Origin of the sequence: Chromohalobacter sp. 48-RD10, from assembly GCF_029889785.1 — a bacterium.
Lineage (GTDB): Bacteria > Pseudomonadota > Gammaproteobacteria > Pseudomonadales > Halomonadaceae > Chromohalobacter.
Genome location: NZ_JARANX010000007.1, coordinates 147583 through 165497, shown reverse-complemented (window position 1 = coordinate 165497; position 17915 = coordinate 147583). Strand labels below are relative to the sequence as shown.

General features: G+C 59.0%; 13 protein-coding genes and 3 pseudogenes. 8 read left to right on the top strand and 8 right to left on the bottom strand.

Annotation, left to right across the window (positions count from 1 at the left end; translation table 11 throughout):
- Positions 1 to 45: 45 nt before the first annotated feature.
- The 5 genes and pseudogenes from bcsE to OP496_RS10240 all read left to right on the top strand — a co-directional run.
- Positions 46 to 1638 (top strand): cellulose biosynthesis protein BcsE, encoded by a 1593-nt coding sequence (gene bcsE, locus OP496_RS10260; RefSeq protein ID WP_280563529.1) that lies wholly within the window; start codon positions 46 to 48, stop codon positions 1636 to 1638.
- Between the two features lie 8 nt (positions 1639 to 1646).
- Positions 1647 to 1814 (top strand): hypothetical protein, encoded by a 168-nt coding sequence (locus tag OP496_RS10255; protein ID WP_280563528.1) that lies wholly within the window; start codon positions 1647 to 1649, stop codon positions 1812 to 1814.
- Positions 1814 to 3466 (top strand): cellulose biosynthesis protein BcsG, encoded by a 1653-nt coding sequence (gene bcsG, locus OP496_RS10250; protein WP_280563527.1) that lies wholly within the window; start codon positions 1814 to 1816, stop codon positions 3464 to 3466. The genes OP496_RS10255 and bcsG overlap by 1 nt, the downstream gene beginning before the upstream one ends.
- A 251-nt stretch (positions 3467 to 3717) precedes the next feature.
- Positions 3718 to 5706 carry a diguanylate cyclase gene (locus tag OP496_RS10245; protein ID WP_280563526.1) on the top strand — a complete coding sequence of 663 codons (1989 nt, stop codon included), beginning with the start codon at positions 3718 to 3720 and terminating at the stop codon, positions 5704 to 5706.
- Positions 5707 to 5787: 81 nt separating this feature from the next.
- Positions 5788 to 6441: pseudogene (locus OP496_RS10240) on the top strand (IS30 family transposase); the annotation flags it as partial.
- Positions 6442 to 6733: 292 nt separating this feature from the next.
- On the opposite strand, the pseudogene OP496_RS10235 reads toward OP496_RS10240, so the two are convergent.
- Positions 6734 to 7294: pseudogene (locus OP496_RS10235) on the bottom strand (transposase); the annotation flags it as partial.
- Positions 7295 to 7541: 247 nt separating this feature from the next.
- On the opposite strand from OP496_RS10235, the gene OP496_RS10230 reads away from it, so the two are divergent.
- Positions 7542 to 8798 carry an ISL3 family transposase gene (locus OP496_RS10230; protein ID WP_280563525.1) on the top strand — a complete coding sequence of 419 codons (1257 nt, stop codon included), beginning with the start codon at positions 7542 to 7544 and terminating at the stop codon, positions 8796 to 8798.
- Positions 8799 to 9055: 257 nt separating this feature from the next.
- Here the strand turns inward: OP496_RS10230 and OP496_RS10225 are convergent.
- A pseudogene (locus OP496_RS10225) lies at positions 9056 to 9225 on the bottom strand (JAB domain-containing protein); the annotation flags it as partial.
- A 1832-nt stretch (positions 9226 to 11057) separates the two neighbouring features.
- Here OP496_RS10225 and OP496_RS10220 point away from each other — a divergent pair.
- Entirely contained in the window at positions 11058 to 12158 is a 1101-nt protein-coding gene (locus OP496_RS10220; RefSeq protein ID WP_280563524.1) for a hypothetical protein, read from the top strand.
- Between the two features lie 61 nt (positions 12159 to 12219).
- Positions 12220 to 13848, top strand: a complete 1629-nt coding sequence (locus OP496_RS10215; RefSeq protein ID WP_280563523.1) for a hypothetical protein — start codon at positions 12220 to 12222, stop codon at positions 13846 to 13848.
- Between the two features lie 421 nt (positions 13849 to 14269).
- Here OP496_RS10215 and radC read toward each other — a convergent pair whose 3' ends face one another.
- The 6 genes from radC to OP496_RS10185 form a co-directional block, all read right to left on the bottom strand.
- Positions 14270 to 14767 carry a DNA repair protein RadC gene (gene radC / locus OP496_RS10210; RefSeq protein WP_280563522.1) on the bottom strand — a complete coding sequence of 166 codons (498 nt, stop codon included), beginning with the start codon at positions 14765 to 14767 and terminating at the stop codon, positions 14270 to 14272.
- An 11-nt stretch (positions 14768 to 14778) separates the two neighbouring features.
- Complete coding sequence (locus OP496_RS10205) at positions 14779 to 15390, bottom strand: lambda exonuclease family protein (RefSeq protein ID WP_280563521.1); 612 nt, start codon at positions 15388 to 15390, stop codon at positions 14779 to 14781.
- 58 nt (positions 15391 to 15448) lie between these two features.
- Positions 15449 to 16186: an ERF family protein gene (locus OP496_RS10200; RefSeq protein WP_280563520.1), complete on the bottom strand. Its 738-nt coding sequence runs from the start codon at positions 16184 to 16186 to the stop codon at positions 15449 to 15451.
- 11 nt (positions 16187 to 16197) lie between these two features.
- Positions 16198 to 16383: a hypothetical protein gene (locus OP496_RS10195; protein WP_280563519.1), complete on the bottom strand. Its 186-nt coding sequence runs from the start codon at positions 16381 to 16383 to the stop codon at positions 16198 to 16200.
- Positions 16384 to 16495: 112 nt separating this feature from the next.
- Positions 16496 to 17464, bottom strand: coding sequence for a DUF932 domain-containing protein (locus OP496_RS10190; RefSeq protein WP_280563518.1), 969 nt, complete (start codon positions 17462 to 17464; stop codon positions 16496 to 16498).
- Positions 17465 to 17528: 64 nt separating this feature from the next.
- A complete protein-coding gene (locus OP496_RS10185) occupies positions 17529 to 17846 on the bottom strand; it encodes a hypothetical protein (protein ID WP_280563517.1) in 318 nt (105 codons plus the stop codon).
- Positions 17847 to 17915: the final 69 nt, after the last annotated feature.

Below are 17915 nucleotides of genomic sequence, written 5' to 3'. Positions count from 1 at the left end.
CATTTTGCCAAGGAATGTTGCGCTGATGAAGTGCGAGGGGATGCAATGACGCCGCCGACTGACCGGCGACGCCACTTCTCATTGGATGTCGCGGGGCTGTGCTCGGAACTTTCGGTACTTCGCTGTCCGGGGCAGTACGTGCTGCTCGCCGATCGCGAAACCCATCTACAGCGTTTGGCCGCAGGACTATTGGCCGGCCTCGAGGCCGACGACCGGGCCGACTGGATCGTTATGGGAGACGATGGACGGCAGCCCCCAGGCCTGGAAGATCCGGCACGCGGTCCGGGCCGGCTGACGCTGTGGTCGCTCTCCGACAGCGCGCCGCGCGTTGCTCTGACTAGCCTGTCTGACGAGTTGGATCGCCGCTGGCGGCGTCGTCATGGCCCGCGGCTGGTTATGGTCAAGTTGCCGGCGAGCGCTCTCGCGTCGCTACAGGAGGCGCCGCTGGCAGCGTGGCTGCAGCGTTGGCAGAGCTGGTGCCGCAAACGCGAGGTCTGCCTGGTGCTGCTCGTGCATGGGTTGCGTAGCCTGGCCCTGCGTGGCCGCCTGCAGCCGCATAACGACGTACTCGATGGCTTGGCGCATCTCCAGCCTGTGGGCGAGACGGCGCGTTACCTGGTGGTGCACTGGCGCAGCGACCTGCGTGCCTGCGGTGGCCAAGATATGAGTCTGGCGGCGCAGGGTATTGGTTGGCGGCTGCTACAGGTGGCCAGGCATGAGACCGTCGGTGGCGGCGATGAACATATCTACTTCGTGCAGCGAGCGGCGCTTGAGGAGGCCACATTGCCTAGCGAGCACTGGCAGGCCTTCGACGATCCGCACGAGGTGGTCGCGCGGGCGGTCGACGCCCAGGCGGCGACGGTGATCCTGGCACTGGAGCGTGCCGGGCAGGTCGAAATGGTGGCGAGCCAGATGCATCGCCTACGCCTGCAACGCGGCGGCACCATCAAGTTGGTGGTTCGCGAGATGGTCCCTTGCCTGCGCTATCGCGACGAGCGTCTATTGGCCCTCAGCGGCGTCAATCTGGTGGTCGGCCACAACATATCGTTCGCACGTTTCCTGAGCCGTATCGACGGTATCCAGGGGCAGCGCTTCGTGCGGGCTATCGATCACGATTTTACTGCGGTGCTCGCCGCGCTTCGGCCGTTGCCGACTGGCGGCGTGGTTTCGCCGGCTGTGTTCGTCGAGCAGATCGAGGATTGGCTGGCGGGGGACTCGGCCGAGTCGGTGTCGAGTCTGTTGGTAGTATTACGGCCGGCCGGTGGCTTGTCCGCGACTCAGGCACTGGCCCAGTGCCGACTCACGCGACAGGGTGACATGGTCACGCTCATCGAGTCTCGCTTATATCTGTTCCTGTTCGGCTGCCGTCTGACTGATCTCGACATTGCCCTGACGCGGCTGTTCGGAGTCGCCGACAGTGCATTGTTCTCCAGTCGTCAGGTCTTCGACCAGCGAGAGACCATAGCTCTGGAACAACGTCAGATGGTCGACCAGGGCTGGGACTCGCAGACTCAGGCGCCTGCCGAACTGAATGACAAAGCACACCCGGTTTCCGACCAGACTCTGTCGGGAGCAGCGCCGTTGGCACCACGTGCAGTGTCGCTGGCATTGATATCACAGGCTGAGGGCGCGACATGAACCAGGACATGGCATTACTGCTCGGATTGGTGGGCCTACTCGCGGGGCTGCTTGCGGGACTGGGAGGGCGATCGATATGGCATTGGGGGCGGCGCATCCTCAATCGGCGGCCGCGTTATCTGGTTCGTCTCGGCGTGCGTCGGCGCCGGACGGTGGACAAGGATGTATCTGACTAATGAGTCGCATCGAAACCTCGTTGCTCGAGGCTCCGGGACGTGTTAGTGCATGGCGCGGCTTGGGGGCGTGGAATCTGTATTTCATCATCAAGCTGGTGCTCTACTGGCGCGGAGCGATCGGATTCGACGTGCTGGCGAACCTGGTGTTTGCCGCTTTTCTGTTGATGCCACTGCCGCCGCTGTGGCTGCATCGATTGCGTCATGTCGTCGCTATTCCCATCAGCGTGGCGCTGTTCTATTACGATACCTGGCTGCCGCCCTTCGAGCGGCTGCTGGCGCAGTCCTCGCAGGTGGCGGCGCTAAGTACCGATTACCTACTGGACCTGGCCGAGCGAGTGATCGACTGGCAGTGGATTGGCGTGTTCTTCGTTCTCGCCGTGGGCTATGGCTTCATTGCCCCTTGGGTACGAGTCACGGTGCCGGTGGTGATCGCGCTGATCTGGTTGGCCGTGGCACCTTTGTTACCGTCCGTCGTCATCTCTTCGCCGCGGCCGGCGACGACCACGACGCCAAGCGTCGCCGAGAGCGGCGCGGCCAAGGTTGCCAGTAAGCCGGTAGCAACGCCGGCACCCATCGAGGAGAACAGCGACGAGGCGCTCGATAGCAAGCTCACTGCCTTCTATGACAGTGAGCGCAAGCGCCAGACTACCTTTTCGCCGCGCCCCGCAGGCGCAGCCCCCTTCGACCTGCTGGTCATCAATATCTGTTCGCTGTCCTGGGACGACATGACCGAAGTGGGGCTGACGGATCATCCCCTTTTCGACTACCTCGACGCGATCTTCGACAACTTCAACTCGGCAACCTCATATAGCGGCCCCGCAGGTATTCGGTTTCTCCAAGCCAGTTGTGGGCAACGCCCTCACAAGGCGATCTATGGCGAAGTGCCGGCCCAGTGTCACCTGTTCGAGAATCTCGCCAGACTTGGGTTCGGCGAAAAGCTGATGCTCAACCACGACGGCAGTTTCGACAATTACCTCGACGAGCTGCAGCAGGAAGGCAATCTCGACGTGCCCAAGATGTCTCAGGCCGGTTTACAGCCGGTGCTGAAGGCCTTCGACGATTCGCCAATCTATTCCGACAGCGACGTGCTCGCGCGATGGGCGGAGCGGGACGCCGCCGATACGCCGAGTGCGACCTTCTACAACACCATTACGCTGCATGACGGTAATCGCTACACCGGCCAGCGCAGTGCTGCCGATTACAAGCCGCGTTTAGAAGCGCTTTTCGACCAGGTGCTGACCTTCCTCAAGCAACTCGACCGGCAGGGCCGTCACGTTGCGGTGCTGGTTCAGGCGGCACATGGTGCGGCGTTGCGGGGCGACAAGATGCAGTTCTCCGGTATGCGTGAGATTCCCAGCCCATCCATCACCCATGTTCCGGTAGGGTTGAAACTGACCGGCATGGCTCAGTCCCACGAAGGTTCACCGCTGCATGTCAGCGAGCCGACCAGCTATCTTGCGGTCTCCGAACTGGTCTCACGATTGGTGGCAGACGATATTTTCAACGCCCGCGAGGTCGATTGGCAGGGGCTGTTCGACGACCTACCGACCACCCAGCCGATCTCCGAAAACGAGGGGGTGGTAGTGATGCCTTATCAGGACGTGCCCTATGTGCGTCTCAAGGGTGATGGTTGGATGCCCTACCCGCAATGAGTGGGGTGTGGGCCAGCCGACAATCTGGGTAAGCGGGCTCGAGCGCGCGTGCGCGAGCTGGTCGAACAGAATCACTCGGGACCTGACACGTATGCGAGGAAAACAACGTCGCGCAAAGGGGAGCGAGGGGCGCGGGGTTTGCTCGCTGGAGCCGCTGGGATACGCTTGTCGCCCACCACTAAATAATGACATGGACCTGGCGATACGTGATGCGAAGATGGCCAAATCGCACGAGACGATTATGCAAGGCATTGCTACCCAAAACACTGTTGGGGCGTTTGGTCCTCGGTATCGGCGTGGGCTGGAGTGTGTTGGTCATCGCCATCCTGTGGGTGTCGCTGCGTGGCGGTAGCGGTCTCGCCGAGGAGATCAATCGGGCGCACCTGAATTACGAAGCCTCGCTGATCGCGCGCGATATTCAGCAATCCATTTCGTTGCGACTCGATACGCTTAAAACCATTGCTTCCTCGCAAGCGGGGGCTTTGCAGGGCGATGTACCGCTGACCGAAGATAGCGACGACGACGTGCAGGCGCGCTTGAGCGACCACACGGCGCTGCTGGAGCTGTTCGATTCGGCATTCGTCGTCGATGCCGAGGGAGATGTCATGGGCTTCACGCCGTCGCTGCCGGGCGCCGTGGGCCTGAATGTGGCTGACCGTGAGTATTTTCGCTTCGTTCGCGAAGAAGGGCGCCCCTTCTTGGGTCGCCCGATCATCAGTAAACTTTATGATAGTCGACCGCTGGTGGTGATGGGGGTGCCGCTGACGGATGCGCAGGGCCGTTTCGAAGGCATGCTGGGCGGCGTGGTCAATCTGCGTGACGGGCGCTTCTTCCTCGATCTGCGCAGCCTGCGCATCGGAAAGCAGGGCTATGCGGTGTTGATGACCAGTGATGGCACGGTGCTCAGCCATCCCGATAGTTCCCTGATCATGCAGCATGTCCCTGCCACGCTGGAGAGTCCCGTACTCGATCAGGCACTGGATGGCTGGCAGGGCACCGGTACCGGTCGTCTCAATGACGGCGAACCGGCGTTGATGAGTTATCACCAGGTCTGGGAACCGGACTGGGTGGTGGGTGTCTTTCTGCCGCGAAGTCAAACACGCCAACCGATCATCGATTATGTGCGTCGCCAGTGGTGGGTGGCGGTGATCGTGGTGCTGTCGATGCTGCCCATGTTGTGGTGGCTGTTGCGCCTGGAGCTTTCACCGCTACGGCACCTGGCGCGTCAGATCGCGCAGGTGGGGCAAGGGGATATCCCGCGTATTTCCCTGGATACTTCGTTGGAAGAGTTGCAGCGCATCGCGCAGACCTTCAATAGCGTGGAGTATGAGCGCAATCGCGAGCGCGCGGAGCGACGCAGCCGCCAGGCCTATCTCGATGCAGTGTTGAGTTCGTCGCCATTGTCGATGTTTCTGGCCGATCTCGAGGGCCGAATCAGCTACGTCAACCCGGCCCTTGAAACCTTGACGGGATTGTCGGCGGTGTCGTTCAAGCATCGCGCCTGGTTGCGTCGTTTGCATCCCGAGGATCGTCCGGTGCTGTTTGCGCTGTGGCGCGATGTGGTAAACGGCGGCGATGGACTGTATCGTCAGTTGCGCTTTGAGTGTGGCAATGCGGGCATGATGTGGCTGGAGCTGTATACCAGTCAGGTGATGAACGGCGAGCAACCGCAAGGTGTGGTGGGATTCGTCAAGGACATTACGCATCTGCGCGCACAGCAGAAGCGCCAGCTCTGGGAAGCCGAGCACGATCCGCTGACCAGGCTTCTCAATCGGCGCGGTTTCGAGCGACGCCTAGAGGAGACCTATGGGCGTTTCCGCGAACATGGCGAAATGGCATCGTTGATTCTCTTCGATCTGGACAGTTTCAAGCCGATCAACGACGAGGGTGGTCACGCCTTAGGGGATGACATGCTGCGTGCGATTGCCCGCTGTCTGGAAGGGTGCGTGCGTCGCGACGACCACCTGGCGCGCCTGGGCGGCGATGAATTTGCCATCCTGTTACCCGGCTGCGGCAACCCACAAGCCATGCGCATCGCCGAGGAGGTCCGCCAAGCAGTAAGCGAGTTGTCGATACTGCGCAAGGGTGAGCACTACTGTGTCACCGCGAGCCTGGGGGTTTCATGCCTGGGCGTCGATGACGTTGATGCACAGGCGATGGTGAAACGCGCCGATGCCGCGAGTTATGACGCCAAGGCTCAGGGCAAGAACCGCATGATGAACGACGCGCGTTGCGAATGACGCCGCGCCCCGTACGCAACACGGAAGAGGAACGATGATGAAGCACGATACCTTGATGTTGGGCGTGGGCATGGCCGTCTAGCCGATCGGCGATGGGGAACAAGCTGGTGCCCAGAGCAAATCACCCGTCGACTGCGGATCGAATTTTCGGACGATGAGAATCTCTCACGAGGCGATCTATCAAGCACTCTACATTCAAGGCCGTGGCGCTCTGCGTCGCGAGTTTTCCGCGTGTCTGCGGCACCGGCCGAGCGTTACGAGTTCCACGCACCAGGAGACAGCAACGGGGCAAACTCTTTATCTCTCCTGAGGTCATGATCAGCCAGCGCCCGGCGGAAGTTGCAGATCGTGCTATCCCCGGTCACTGAGAGGAGGACCTGATCATCGGCCTGAACAGCTCTGCGATTGGCACCTTGGCTGAATGCACGAGCCGGTTCACGCTAATGCTGCACTTGCCGCCTATGCTTGATCATGGCTGTGGTACCGAGTCAAAAACGGACCAGCATTAGCCGGTCATGGGGCCGAAGCCGTTCGCGATGCCATCGCCGCGAAGGTTGCAACGCTCCCCGAGCAACTGCGCAAAACGCTGACTTGGATCAGGTGGCGGAACTGACCCAACACGCACAGCTACGGATTGCTACAGGCCTGGCGATCTACTTTTGTGACCCGCGAAGCCTTTGGCAGCGGGGAACGAACGAGACTACCAATGGACTGATCCGTCAGTACTTGCCCAAACAGGCCGTGTCAAAACGGAAAACTGCCTAGCTGGGTTGTCGGAGAACGGACCCGCTTCATTCGGTTGGGTTTCTTTGGGGTATTGCGGCGGTCAATCAACAGCCGATAGACTGCCCAGCCCTCAGGCCGGCATCGCTTTCAACCGAGCTTTTAGCGCTTCGGTGCCGATGTGGTTCATCAACCGTTTCAGGTTGTAGGCCAGCACGGCTAAACTGATTACTCTTCGCCCTTTTCTGAAGCCTCTGACCAGCAAACGGCGGCGTTGGTCATGATGAGGCTTATCACGATGAGCCTCATCATGGTCAGCTTCATCGAGCTCATTTAGCCAGGCATCAATGCGCTCGTTTAGCCGCTGTTCATCACGTTTTAAGTCCTCAGACTTGACGACTCGTTTCTTGCTGGCGACTGCACCAAATTTGCTGCCATCGATGGCAACCTCACGGCTTCCTAGCCAGCCAGCATCACGACAGAAGCGGATGAAGTGCCGGCAGAGTTGACGAAAGGCTTGAGGATGCTTGCGTCGAAACTCAGCAATCGTCTTGAAGTCTGGGGTCAGCCGGTTGAGCAACCACATCAGCTCGATGTTGCGCTGGCACTCGCGTTCCAGACGACGCGACGAGCGGATCTGTTGAAGGTATCCATAAAGGTAGAGACGCAGCATGTCAGCAGGATGGTAACCCGGACGTCCGGTTGCCGCCGGCTGAGCACGTTCGAAGCCCAGGGCGTCGAGGTCGAGAGAATCGACGTACAGATCGATGACGCGGATGAGATGATCGTCGGGAATCAGTTCATCGAGAGATGGTGGTAGCAGATCAATCTGCTCGCGCGAATCGCCCGTGATGTAGCGTGCCATGATAGAAACTGCCGATCAGGAATGCCTGAAGGCAGTGTGCCAGCCTGAACAGTGTTTTGACACGGCCTGGATATAGCGACAACTTGTGTCGTACAGCAGGCCTATTTGACTCCCAAGTCGCATTACTGCATTGAGAAAAGGTCGCCATACACAAACGAAGGAAAAATAAGGCTCTTCGTCGTTGGGTGTGGAATTCGCCCCCTGAACTGGGCCAGGATATGACCTCCACGACGACAGGAGGCATGGCATGGACGGCACCCAGATTCTGACCCTCGGCCTGGGCCTTGAAGCGCCTTGGGTTCTCAAGGACCAGCACCTGGATACCGCCGTGTCGCCCCACCGCCTGGACCTCTATGTCGAGGCCGAGCGGGGCAGCCTCTACCCCTGCCCGGAGTGCGGCGAGGCCTGCCCGGCCCACGACTTCGCCGATAGAACCTGGCGGCATTTGAATTTCTTCCAGCACCACTGTTACCTGCATGCGCGGGTGCCTCGCGCCAAGTGCCCCGAGCATGGCGTCAAGCGCATCGAGGTGCCCTGGGCTCGGCCCGGTAGCGACTTCACGCTGCTGTTCGAGCAGGCGGCCATGTCGCTGGTCAAGGAGATGCCGGTGCTGGCCGTCTCCCGGCAGTGGGCGATCGCTGACAAGCGCCTGTGGCGCATCGTGCACCACTATGTGGGACGCATGTTGGGGGAGTTGGATCTATCCAGCGTGGCGACTGTCGGCGTGGACGAGACCGCGTCCCGGCGGGGTCAGCGTTACGTCACCGTGTTCCTCGACATGCAACGCAAGCAGGAGCCGGTGCTTTTCGCCGTGCCGGGCCATGGCAAGGACACCCTCAAGGCCTTCAGCGACTTCCTGGCAGCGCATGGCGGCGATGCGGGCAATGTGGTTGAGGTCGTCTGCGACATGTCCCAAGCCTTCCTGAGCGGCGTGTCTAAGCACCTTCCCAATGCCGAGGTGACGGTCGACTGGTTCCACATCGTGCAGACCTTCACCAAGGCGTTGGACGAGGTCCGCAAGAAGGAGCGCCGTGAGAAGAGGCATCCCAAGGCGCTGCGCTGGGCAGTGCTGAAAAGCCTGGATAGCGGCAACCTGACGGCCAAGCAGCTCACCGCGCTTCAGGAGCTGGTGAGTGATCGAAGTGCGACCGCTGATGCCTGGATCATCAAGGAGAAGCTACGCTGGATCCGACAGGCGTCGACGCCGCGTGCCGCCCGGTGGCGCGTTACAAACTACCTCAAGGTCATGCGAGAAGCGGTCGTCGGTCAGCCCCTGCTCAAGCCAATGGCGAAGGCCCTGACGACCCTGGAGCGGCATGCGGAGCAGGTGGTGAGGCGCTGGCTCTCGGGGCTGACCAACGCGCGCCTGGAAGGCATGAACGGTCTGTTCCAGGCTGCCCGGTCACGCGCACGCGGCTACCGTAACGAGACCAACTTCATCGCCATGATCTACCTGATCGGCAGCCCGGTAGGCCACTTGCTTGATCAGGCCAAATCCACATGAAGTGACGAAGAACCAATTGAGTCACCCTACTGACGATAGCTGCACTATCGCTGTCGTGATCCAGACTCTCGGAAAGGTGTCCACACAAAAATAAGCAAGGATTAAATGATCGCTCTGCCCGCTGAGCAGACCTCAAGTATGTAGCAGCGAACGCCCGCTTCTGGCCGTCAACAGCCAGTTCTTCAAAAAATAAATGATGCCGCGAATACCCGGTGCTGCCCCATTGGGGCAGCACCGGCTTATGTCGCGCATCGCGGTCACAGATACCCCAGCTCCGCAAAGGACGCACATCCTTCGCTCCCGACCACGACATGATCGATCACCCGGATCTCCACCAGTCCCAGCGCTTCCTTCAGTCGTTGGGTAATGCGCCGGTCGGCATCGCTGGGTGCACGTCGCCCGAGGGGTGGTTGTGGACCAGAATGACGCCCAGGCTAGGGCTTGCTTGACCACTACAGCTCGACGCGTCGACTGCAGTTCGTGTTCGAAACGCTGCCCACACTCGAGGGAATGACGATCCCGGCGTCCTACTGCCTTGGCAGTGGAAGGACACGCTGCTCGTCTCACTCTCGCCGGAACTGGTGGGCTTGAGCCGCTTACAATAGCCTCACGTCTTCGGGGCTTTGCCGATAGCCGAAGGCGCCGCCGCGGATGTGGTTGTTGAGAGCGAAGTCGTGTACTTCCCGCTAGGTGGTCTCGCTGAGGGTAGCCTCCTTGATACGGCGCAGGGCGAACAAGCGAATGTCGGTGTAGTCGTTCACCGTGGCCACCAAGTAGGTCATGTTGTGGCGACTTACCAAGTCCCTGCGGGTGCAGAATGAAACGTGTGTCCACCTCTGCGCTGCGAAATAGATAAGGCACATCGAGGGCGCGATGCTCCAGCAGCGCCTGCGCCACCGTCTGCCAAGTGGCTGCCTCCAGCGGAGCGGGGCAGCAGCGACTTGCCGTTGGGGATGGCCCGTATACGCCGGGCCCACTGGCTCAGGCCATTTGCCTCCAAGCCGTTGAGCAGATGTCGGGCATCGCGGAACTGGGTTATCCAGAGCTGGTTGGGTGCAGTTGAAGTCACGATCGAAGTACCAGTGATAAGGCTTCTGGCTGTCGTCGCACCCTAGCGGAAAGTGCAGCGTCCCTTTGCATCGAGCGGGTATCGAGATGGAATCCGTGCTCATGCAGTTTTTCCAGTAGTACTGGTGTGTTTATCCGGCTTGGGCTGCGCGGGATCAGCTGTAGTAGGGCACGGTAGTGGAACATGGTCTTGCGTATCTCGGACATAAACGCTTCTTGTCGCCAAGTCGGGGCTGAGGCACCAACCTAAGGAAAAGCTCGCAAAAGAATCATCTACGCATCAGTACTAGGCAGCCACCGGGTCGGGCAACCAGGGAGGCCGAGATAGTCTCGTACCACGTAGTGAATGCGTTGACACCAAGCTCGATCAAGATACTGCACCTCCTTGGCGCTCGGAGACACTTCGCGTCATGCATGCTGGAAACAATACCGAACCGCCGGCCAGCGGGAAGCCGGATCAGCAGCAATTGAGCGTTCACGGCATGGTCGCAGGTTCAGGTGCCAACGATGCTCGTCACGGTGCTGCATGGGGTGATAGTTCCCGGCGCTGGCGTGCCAAACCAGATGAACCTGAACGAAGCGATGCGTTGTGTCATCTAGGTCGGCACTCCAGTCCGGGGCCACCAGCAGGCGAACGCCATCGGTGGTCGCTGTCATCACTTCGCCGGGCGCAGCCTCAAAATGGAAGCCCTCGACGAGGTCGGCAGTGCCAGGGTACTGGGTTCACCAAGTCCCGGTGGTCGTCTTCCCTTTGCCCCAATACTTTGGTCCGACAGGGGCTAGCCGTCTTACTGCTGGTCATGGGCTCGAGTGCTTCTGTCGTCCTTATCATGATCAGATCTTTGGCTCGTCTTATGGTGGCAACCAGGCTCGTGTCGTTGATCGACAATAGGCGTTGCATGTCATGCAAAGGATTTGGGCAGGGAAACATGCCAAGCTGCGACACGGTTTGTCGTACCAGTAATTCACTCTCATTATGACGATAAAGCAGGATTGAGAGCCTGTCTTGAGGAAACATGACTCAAGGATCATCGCTCCCGGACGATATACATAGCGATGCATTTCGATCACGACGGGTAGCTGGAATATCTAGTGTGATTCATGTTCTTTATCGATATACTCTAATATAGATTGAGGTCCGTGCTGCAAAGGAGGCGAGAGCTTCCACAGCTAATCAATAAGGAGATTTTTATGCCACTTCCCTTTGTCCTTGCCGGAGCAGCCTTGGCTAGTGCCGCCTACGGCGCGAAAAAAGGTTACGACGGCTATCAGAGCCACTCGGAAGCCGACGCGATCGTTGCGAGTGCCCAGCAGCGTTATGACGAAAAACGAGAAGTGTTTGATGCGCAGGAGAGCACGGCCACGGGGGCGCTCGAAGCTTTGGGGAAAAAAGAGCTCAAGATCGGCCAGAGGCTCGGTGAGTTCAAGGTTTTGGCAGACAAACTTCAGCAGCAGTTAAATGAGGGCCGCAAGAACAAGCTGGAAGTCAATATTCCCAAGCATAAGCTCCAAGAAATTGAGGAGTATAGCTACACGGCCGTTGGTGTACTGGGAACAGTTGCAGGGGCCGGCACCGCTGGCGCTGCTGCCGGGTTTGCAGTCTATGGTGGCGTCATGGCTCTGGGCGCTGCTTCAACGGGCACTGCGATATCATCTCTGGCAGGGGCTGCCGCCACCAACGCTACCCTGGCTGCCATTGGTGGTGGCTCTCTAGCAACGGGCGGCATGGGCATGGCCGGTGGAACGGCAATCCTCGGGGCCGCAGTAGCCGGTCCTGTATTGGCCATTGCAGGCAGGGCTTACAATAGCCATGGCGAAGAAGCGCTCAGAAACGCTCGCAAGGCCGACGAAGAAGTCAATGAAGCCATCGAGAAGCTGGAGCGTGCCATTGAGCATCTTGGTCAGACAACAGTCTATGTGTGTAGGATCCAAAGAACACTTGTGTCCCTCGATGACCAATTTACTTTGTATTTTGACCATCTTAAGGAAATCGACGGTCACCTGCAGTATATAAAAAGCCATAATCTCGATGTGGCGCAGGAATTGGGCAAGCTCAATGATGAGATTATGCGGATCATTGAAAATGGCTATGCGTTGGCAACCATTCTGGTTGATCTGATCTCTACTCCGATCTTCAAAGTTAAAGTTGTCGATGGCGAAGTAGCCATGGATGAAAATGGTGTGCCTGTGATGGAGACTGACACAGAAGGCTCCATGATACTCAACGATAGAGCACTGGATCATCAGCTTGAAAAAGCGACGTCCAGTGCGGAACACGTCAAGACAGCTTGATGTGACCGGGGGAGCGAAAGCTCCCCACTGTTCACTTTCCTTGTTTTCCATGAGTCTCCTTATGCACGCTTCAGCGCAAGATTTCAACTGGGCCAAAGAGCTCGAAAAAACCGTCGTCAACAGTTTGGTGACGAGTTTTGGTATGGACTTCCTCTTGTTTGAGGACAAACAAGGCGGTGACGTTGATACCATTCATAACGTGCGCAATGGAGTTTGGGCCACTGACAGAGAAAAGCAGCGCTATCAAAATCGAGAAAAGTATAACAGCGGCCTGTACCATAAGGACGCTAGGTTTAAAGAGACTGGGAGGGCTGACAAGCTACGGCATCAGGCAGGGGGGCTTTACGACACTTACCGAAATACCACTATGGAGCCGGGAGAAAAGCGTAATCTCGACCATGTAATCAGTGCCCAAGAAGTTCATAATGATCCGGGGCGCATCTTGGCTGAGGTGGATGGGGTTAAACTGGCCAATCAGGATAGCAACCTCCAATCCACGCAGGAAACGGTCAACAAGTCGAAAAACGCGACCCCTATCAATGCATATCTTGGGAAGCTACCGAAGATCATAGAGCGGAAGGAAGAAAAGCGGGACAGGGATATCCGCCGGCTGAAAAGTATGCCAAAAAATACCCCCGAGGAGCGACACAAAGCTCAAAAACTTGAAGACGGGATTCGCAAGAACGAAAATGCGATCAAGGAGCTAAAGTCCATTGACTCCGAGGAGATGCGGAAAAGGGATGCGGAAGCAAGGAAGCCTTACGAGGAGCAGGTAAGTTACAGCTATTACACCAGCAGCAAGTTTTTGAAGCAGAACGCTAAGACATCAAGTGTGGCAGGGTTGAAGATGGGCACCCGCCAAATGTTGGGGCTGATCATGGCTGAGGTCTGGTTCGAGCTGCGCGAGCAGGTCCCGGCCCTGCTGGAGAAGAGCAGAGAACAGTTCGATTTTTCATCATTTATTGACAGTATCAACAAGACACTGAAAGGTATCTGGAAAAGGGTAAAGGCGCGCTTCAAGGACTTTCTTACGACCTTCAAGGATGGCGTCTTCGGAGGCGTATTGGCCAGCTTCACAACCACGCTCTTCAATATTTTTGCTACAACGCAGCGCATGGCGGTAAAAATCATCCGAGAGGTCTGGGGGCAGTTGGTTAAGGCCATTAAGTTACTTATTTTTAACCCCGACCAGTTGGGGTTTGTCGATTTGTGTAAGGCTGTCGTCTCTGTGCTTTCCATTGGGACTGCTACGGCGGTAGGGTCGGTGGCCTATACTCAACTATTGCCGATATGCAATTTTCCGCTGGGTGCTGAGCTGGCGGCTTTCGGAAGCGCGCTTGTAACCGGCGTCGTCACTTTAGGGCTGAGCTACTTCATGCTCCATAGTGGTATAGCGAAAAAAGTATGGGCGTTCATTGAGTCAATTATGCCGCATGCCGACGCGGTCGCGAAGTTCCAGGCCATTAATGCCGATCTGGATCAGTACCTTATGGAACTTGGCCAGATGGAATTTAATCTTGATACAGATGAGCTGGAAGAGTTATCGCAGCAGTTAGTAGCTTGTAACGATGAAATTCAGCGGGGCACGCTTCTACAAGTCGAAGTGGATAAAAGGGGGGTAGAGTTGCCTTACGAGATGGGAAGCTCCGAGAGTACGCGAAAATGGTTGGCGTCATGCATCACGGGGTAAACAAGTTCCCATGCACCCAGTGTGGACTGTGTTGCCAGCATGTCTACTTGTCGGATGAGACCCAGCCCCTTGATCGGGGCGATGGTACTTGCAAGCATTACAATGATGTCGATAAAAGCTGTACTATTTACGCTGATCGACCAGATATTTGTCGGGTCGATCGGCAGTATGAGTTAAACTATGCTGACCAATACAGTTGGCATGAGTTTGTCGATTTGAATTTTCAGGTATGCAATCTTTTGTGGGAAGCATCTGAAGATTAGATTTTCTAGCGAAATAAAAAAAATTTGGGCCGATGACGATGTTACCAGAGATTGCTCTGTCAACATCTAGATGTCGGTAGAAAATTGTAAAAGCTGCTTGCTCGTCAAGCCGGTGCCACCCCAGCGGGGTGGCACCGGCGTTATGTCGTGACGCGCTGTCACAGATAGCCCAGCTCCGCAAAGGATTCACATCCCTCGCTTCCGACGACCACATGATCAATCACCCGTATTTCCACTAGCCCCAGCGCTTCCTTGAGCCGCTGGGTGATGCGCCGGTCGGCGTCGCTGGGTGCAGCATCGCCCGAAGGATGATTGTGGACCAGAATGACGGCGGCGGCGTTGCAGGTCAGGGCTTGCTTGACTACTTCGCGGGGATAGACGCTGGCCGAATCGATCGTACCGCGAAAGAGCTCCTCGAAGCGGATGACGCGATGCTGGCTGTCCAGCAGCAGGGCGCTGAACACCTCGTGCTCATAGTCTTGCATCAGTACCTGGAGATACTCGAAGGCCGAGGCTGGCTGGTTGATCTTGCGCCCTTTGGCCAGTCGGCGCCGGGCGAGTCGTTTGGCGATCTGCAGCAGCTCGCCTTCGGTCACCGCCTCGGTGACGTGATAGGTGCCGGCGACTTCGCCGGCAATCAATTTACGGTGGGTCATGGTGTCTCTCCTCAGGCCGCCATCACCAGCGCCATGCGGCGCTCCAGTTCTTCGTGGAAGGCGTCGACCCGCTCGGCGATGGTGCGGATCATCGCCTCGTCCCGATAGGCGCGTTTCACGAACAGCGGCATCCCCGGCCAATAGCTGACGAAATCGATCCACTCCCGTTCACTGACCCACAGGCCGCCCTGGCATTGGGCGACATGTTCCGGGGGCAGCTCACCGGCCAGCAGCAACTCGATCTGGTACTTGGGCAGCTTGGTCTTGATTTCGGCGAGACCGTTGCGGTCCACCAGGCAGTCGGGCGAGTAGCCGACGCCGTGATTGAGGATGATGCCGACCTGCTTCAGGTGCGGCAGCCCCGTCGCCTCGTGGTAGAGCTCGCGGGCCACCGGCTCCAGTGCGTGGCCGCGTTGGGTGTGGGCATTGCCCTGGAAGGCATCGGAGGGCTCGCCGGTGATGCGCTCACCGATCAACTGATGCATGTAGCTCAGTGCCCCGCTGCCAAGGCCTCCCGGCCCCTTGCCCTTGACCAGCAATGTCTTCAGCTCGGACATGGTGACGATGCCGAGACGTGCGGCATGCCATTCGGGCGTGCCCTGGTCCAATGTCAGGATCTGCATGACGATCTCCTTGTTCGATGACGCGGCATAGACCGCGAGGGGCGTCCCTCGCGGCCGGTCAGTGAGGTTGTGAGTAGGGCTGGGCTCGCTTCTGCAGGGATGCGCGCAACTTGTCGAAATCACTGCGCGGCACCTGCTCGGCATCGCCATACTTGCCGACGAACCACTCCTGGGTAGCCGTCGGGCAGGCGCCCATCAGTTGCCTGATCTGGCCCGCCTGCAACGCGGTCACGCGCGTCACCGAGACGGCGGCATGTCCATTGTCGTCCTGGCCCCGGGTCGTGATGTTGAGCAAGGCACAGAGCACATAGCGTTTGCCATAGCTGGTCGACGAACCGAAGGCCTGGACGGCGTTCTTGTTGCCGCTGACGTCCGCCGGTAGCAGCATGCTGGTCTCTTCCCGGTGGCCGTCCTGGTGCATCAGCACGCCGGTGACCTGAATCGCACGCTCCTGGGTCTGGATACGGAAGCTCACCGCGAAGCCGTGCTTCTGCATGATCGGGCGCACGGTATCGACGATGTCCTCCAGCGTGGCGTAGTGGCCGTTGTTTCCCTGGCCACGTTCGGCGATGCTCGGCAGTTCGGTCTGCATGGCCGCCATGGCGGCGCTGTAGGCCATGAGCGCCTGGCGATCCAGCACGCGTTCCTGCATCTGCAGCAGACGCTCCATCTTGTCGATATCGACGTCGGGATTGAGGGCAGCCCGCTCGATCACCTGAATGATCGCGGTGCTGTCCTGATCGGACTGAGCCACCGGCGTCTGACCGTTGGCATTGGGCTTGATGGGGGTTGCCATGACAGCCTCCGTTAGCGATAGCGATTGATGACATCATCGAGCTGGTCGGCAGGGACCGGTTCCAGGGACACGGCCACGCGGTAGAGACGGCCCTCGGCCAGCACGTGGGTGTCCGTCGTGTGTTCCCTGGCCTTCAACAGTTGACGCGTCAACCGAGTCAGGACGCGGTAGGTCTCGGACGTCATGCGGGGTTGCATTGATACCTCCAGAAACAGCGACGCCCGGCCTGAAAAGGGCCGGGCGCACTGTCGTGATGGAAATGAATGGGGCTGTGTGACGTGCCGCCGGTGTCGTAGCGCTCGCGGCCGATCAGGCCACCAGCGCAAGCGCGGACTCCAGCGCCTTGTCCTTGAGGTGGGCTCCCTGGCCGAACCACGCAGAGTCCATGCGGTAGTCGTTGCTGCGGGCGCGCTTCTCGTGATCGACGTACTCGGTGACCGCGTTGAGCAGGCCCCAGGCGGTGCCTTGCGTCGTGCACAGTTGCGAGCCACGCCCTTCGCCCTGGTAAAGCTTCTGGACACGATTGAGGGCGCGGACATTGGGCAGCTTAGAAGGGTCGTCCAGTGGGCCGTCGGTATTGCAGATGACCGACTGGAAATACGTCTGGGCTTCCGCCTGGCTAACCTTGCGCTCGGCCAGGGTCTTCATGCGAACCATGAAGTCGTCCCACTGCGAGACCGAGAGGCCCAGCTGTTGCTTGACCAACTGAGGACGGAACTCGGTGCTGTGGGGCACCTTCACGCCTTGCGACATGCCATCCACAGCAATGGACAGAGTGTTGTTGCAGACCACCCGTACCGAGGTCGGCATAGCGACGGTGGCCAGGGAGCCGTCACACGACGTAGCCAGCAGCAGGTAGTCGTTGATCTGATCCTGCCCCTTTAAGGCACCGCCCAGCCCGCTGCGGGCCAGGGCCCAGAACTTGCGACCGCCCTTGAGCACGCCGGCGGTCTCGAGCTCATAGCCCGCGTATTCCGTGAGGTCGCGGTAGAACGCCAGGACCTCCTCCGGCTGCACCACCTTGTAGCGCTGAGACACCACCGACAGCGGGGCCTGAGTGTCGGAACGGTAGAGCACCTTCTGCTCGGGGAAGGAATGGATGCTGCCTAGATGTGATGCCGAGTCGGCAATGAAACGCACCGGCGATGCCTCGATGTGCCAGTCCATGCCGGCCTGCTGCCGCCAGACGTCCAGCGGTTGATGGCGGGACAGCTGCTGCCCCAGACCATGCCAGGGGGTATCGCCGACGTAAGCCATGTGCTCGATTTGATGGGCCATGAGAAAGCTCCTGAACGAAAAAAAGCCGGCAGAGCGCCGGCGGGTGAAGGGGGAAAGAACAGTGTCAGTCCAGCACGCGGAAGGTGTGGCCACAGCCCAGACAGAGCCAGGGGGACCCTTCGCCGGGGGGCAATAGATGACGAACCATCTGGTTGCCGGCCGCAGCACCGGCGATACCACCGGAGGCGCCGGCAATGACCGCACTCGCCACGCGACTGAGCGGCAGGTGCGGCGACGGCACCGTCGGCACTCTGACGGCGTAAAGCGATCCATAGACGCTCTTGAGACTGCCGGCCAGCGCACCGGCAGCGATGCCGAGCTTGCGGGCCGTCTCGAGATTGATGAGGTGCTGTGAATGACAGCGCATGCAAGGTGGGGCCATATCACGACTCCTGTGGCGGTGAAGAAAGCCCGGGGAGGGCTTGGCTCACAGGAGTGATATGGATCTGAA

Bases quoted from the DNA above. Each gene is read 5' to 3' on its own strand.
- OP496_RS10230 (WP_280563525.1), top strand. From the start codon at position 7,542: ATGGACGGCACCCAGATTCTGACCCTCGGCCTGGGCCTTGAAGCGCCT.
- radC (WP_280563522.1), bottom strand. From the start codon at position 14,767: ATGACCCACCGTAAATTGATTGCCGGCGAAGTCGCCGGCACCTATCAC.
- OP496_RS10220 (WP_280563524.1), top strand. From the start codon at position 11,058: ATGCCACTTCCCTTTGTCCTTGCCGGAGCAGCCTTGGCTAGTGCCGCC.
- OP496_RS10185 (WP_280563517.1), bottom strand. From the start codon at position 17,846: ATGGCCCCACCTTGCATGCGCTGTCATTCACAGCACCTCATCAATCTC.
- OP496_RS10255 (WP_280563528.1), top strand. From the start codon at position 1,647: ATGGCATTACTGCTCGGATTGGTGGGCCTACTCGCGGGGCTGCTTGCG.
- OP496_RS10190 (WP_280563518.1), bottom strand. From the start codon at position 17,464: ATGGCCCATCAAATCGAGCACATGGCTTACGTCGGCGATACCCCCTGG.
- OP496_RS10205 (WP_280563521.1), bottom strand. From the start codon at position 15,390: ATGCAGATCCTGACATTGGACCAGGGCACGCCCGAATGGCATGCCGCA.
- bcsE (WP_280563529.1), top strand. From the start codon at position 46: ATGACGCCGCCGACTGACCGGCGACGCCACTTCTCATTGGATGTCGCG.
- bcsG (WP_280563527.1), top strand. From the start codon at position 1,814: ATGAGTCGCATCGAAACCTCGTTGCTCGAGGCTCCGGGACGTGTTAGT.
- OP496_RS10215 (WP_280563523.1), top strand. From the start codon at position 12,220: ATGCACGCTTCAGCGCAAGATTTCAACTGGGCCAAAGAGCTCGAAAAA.
- OP496_RS10200 (WP_280563520.1), bottom strand. From the start codon at position 16,186: ATGGCAACCCCCATCAAGCCCAATGCCAACGGTCAGACGCCGGTGGCT.
- OP496_RS10195 (WP_280563519.1), bottom strand. From the start codon at position 16,383: ATGCAACCCCGCATGACGTCCGAGACCTACCGCGTCCTGACTCGGTTG.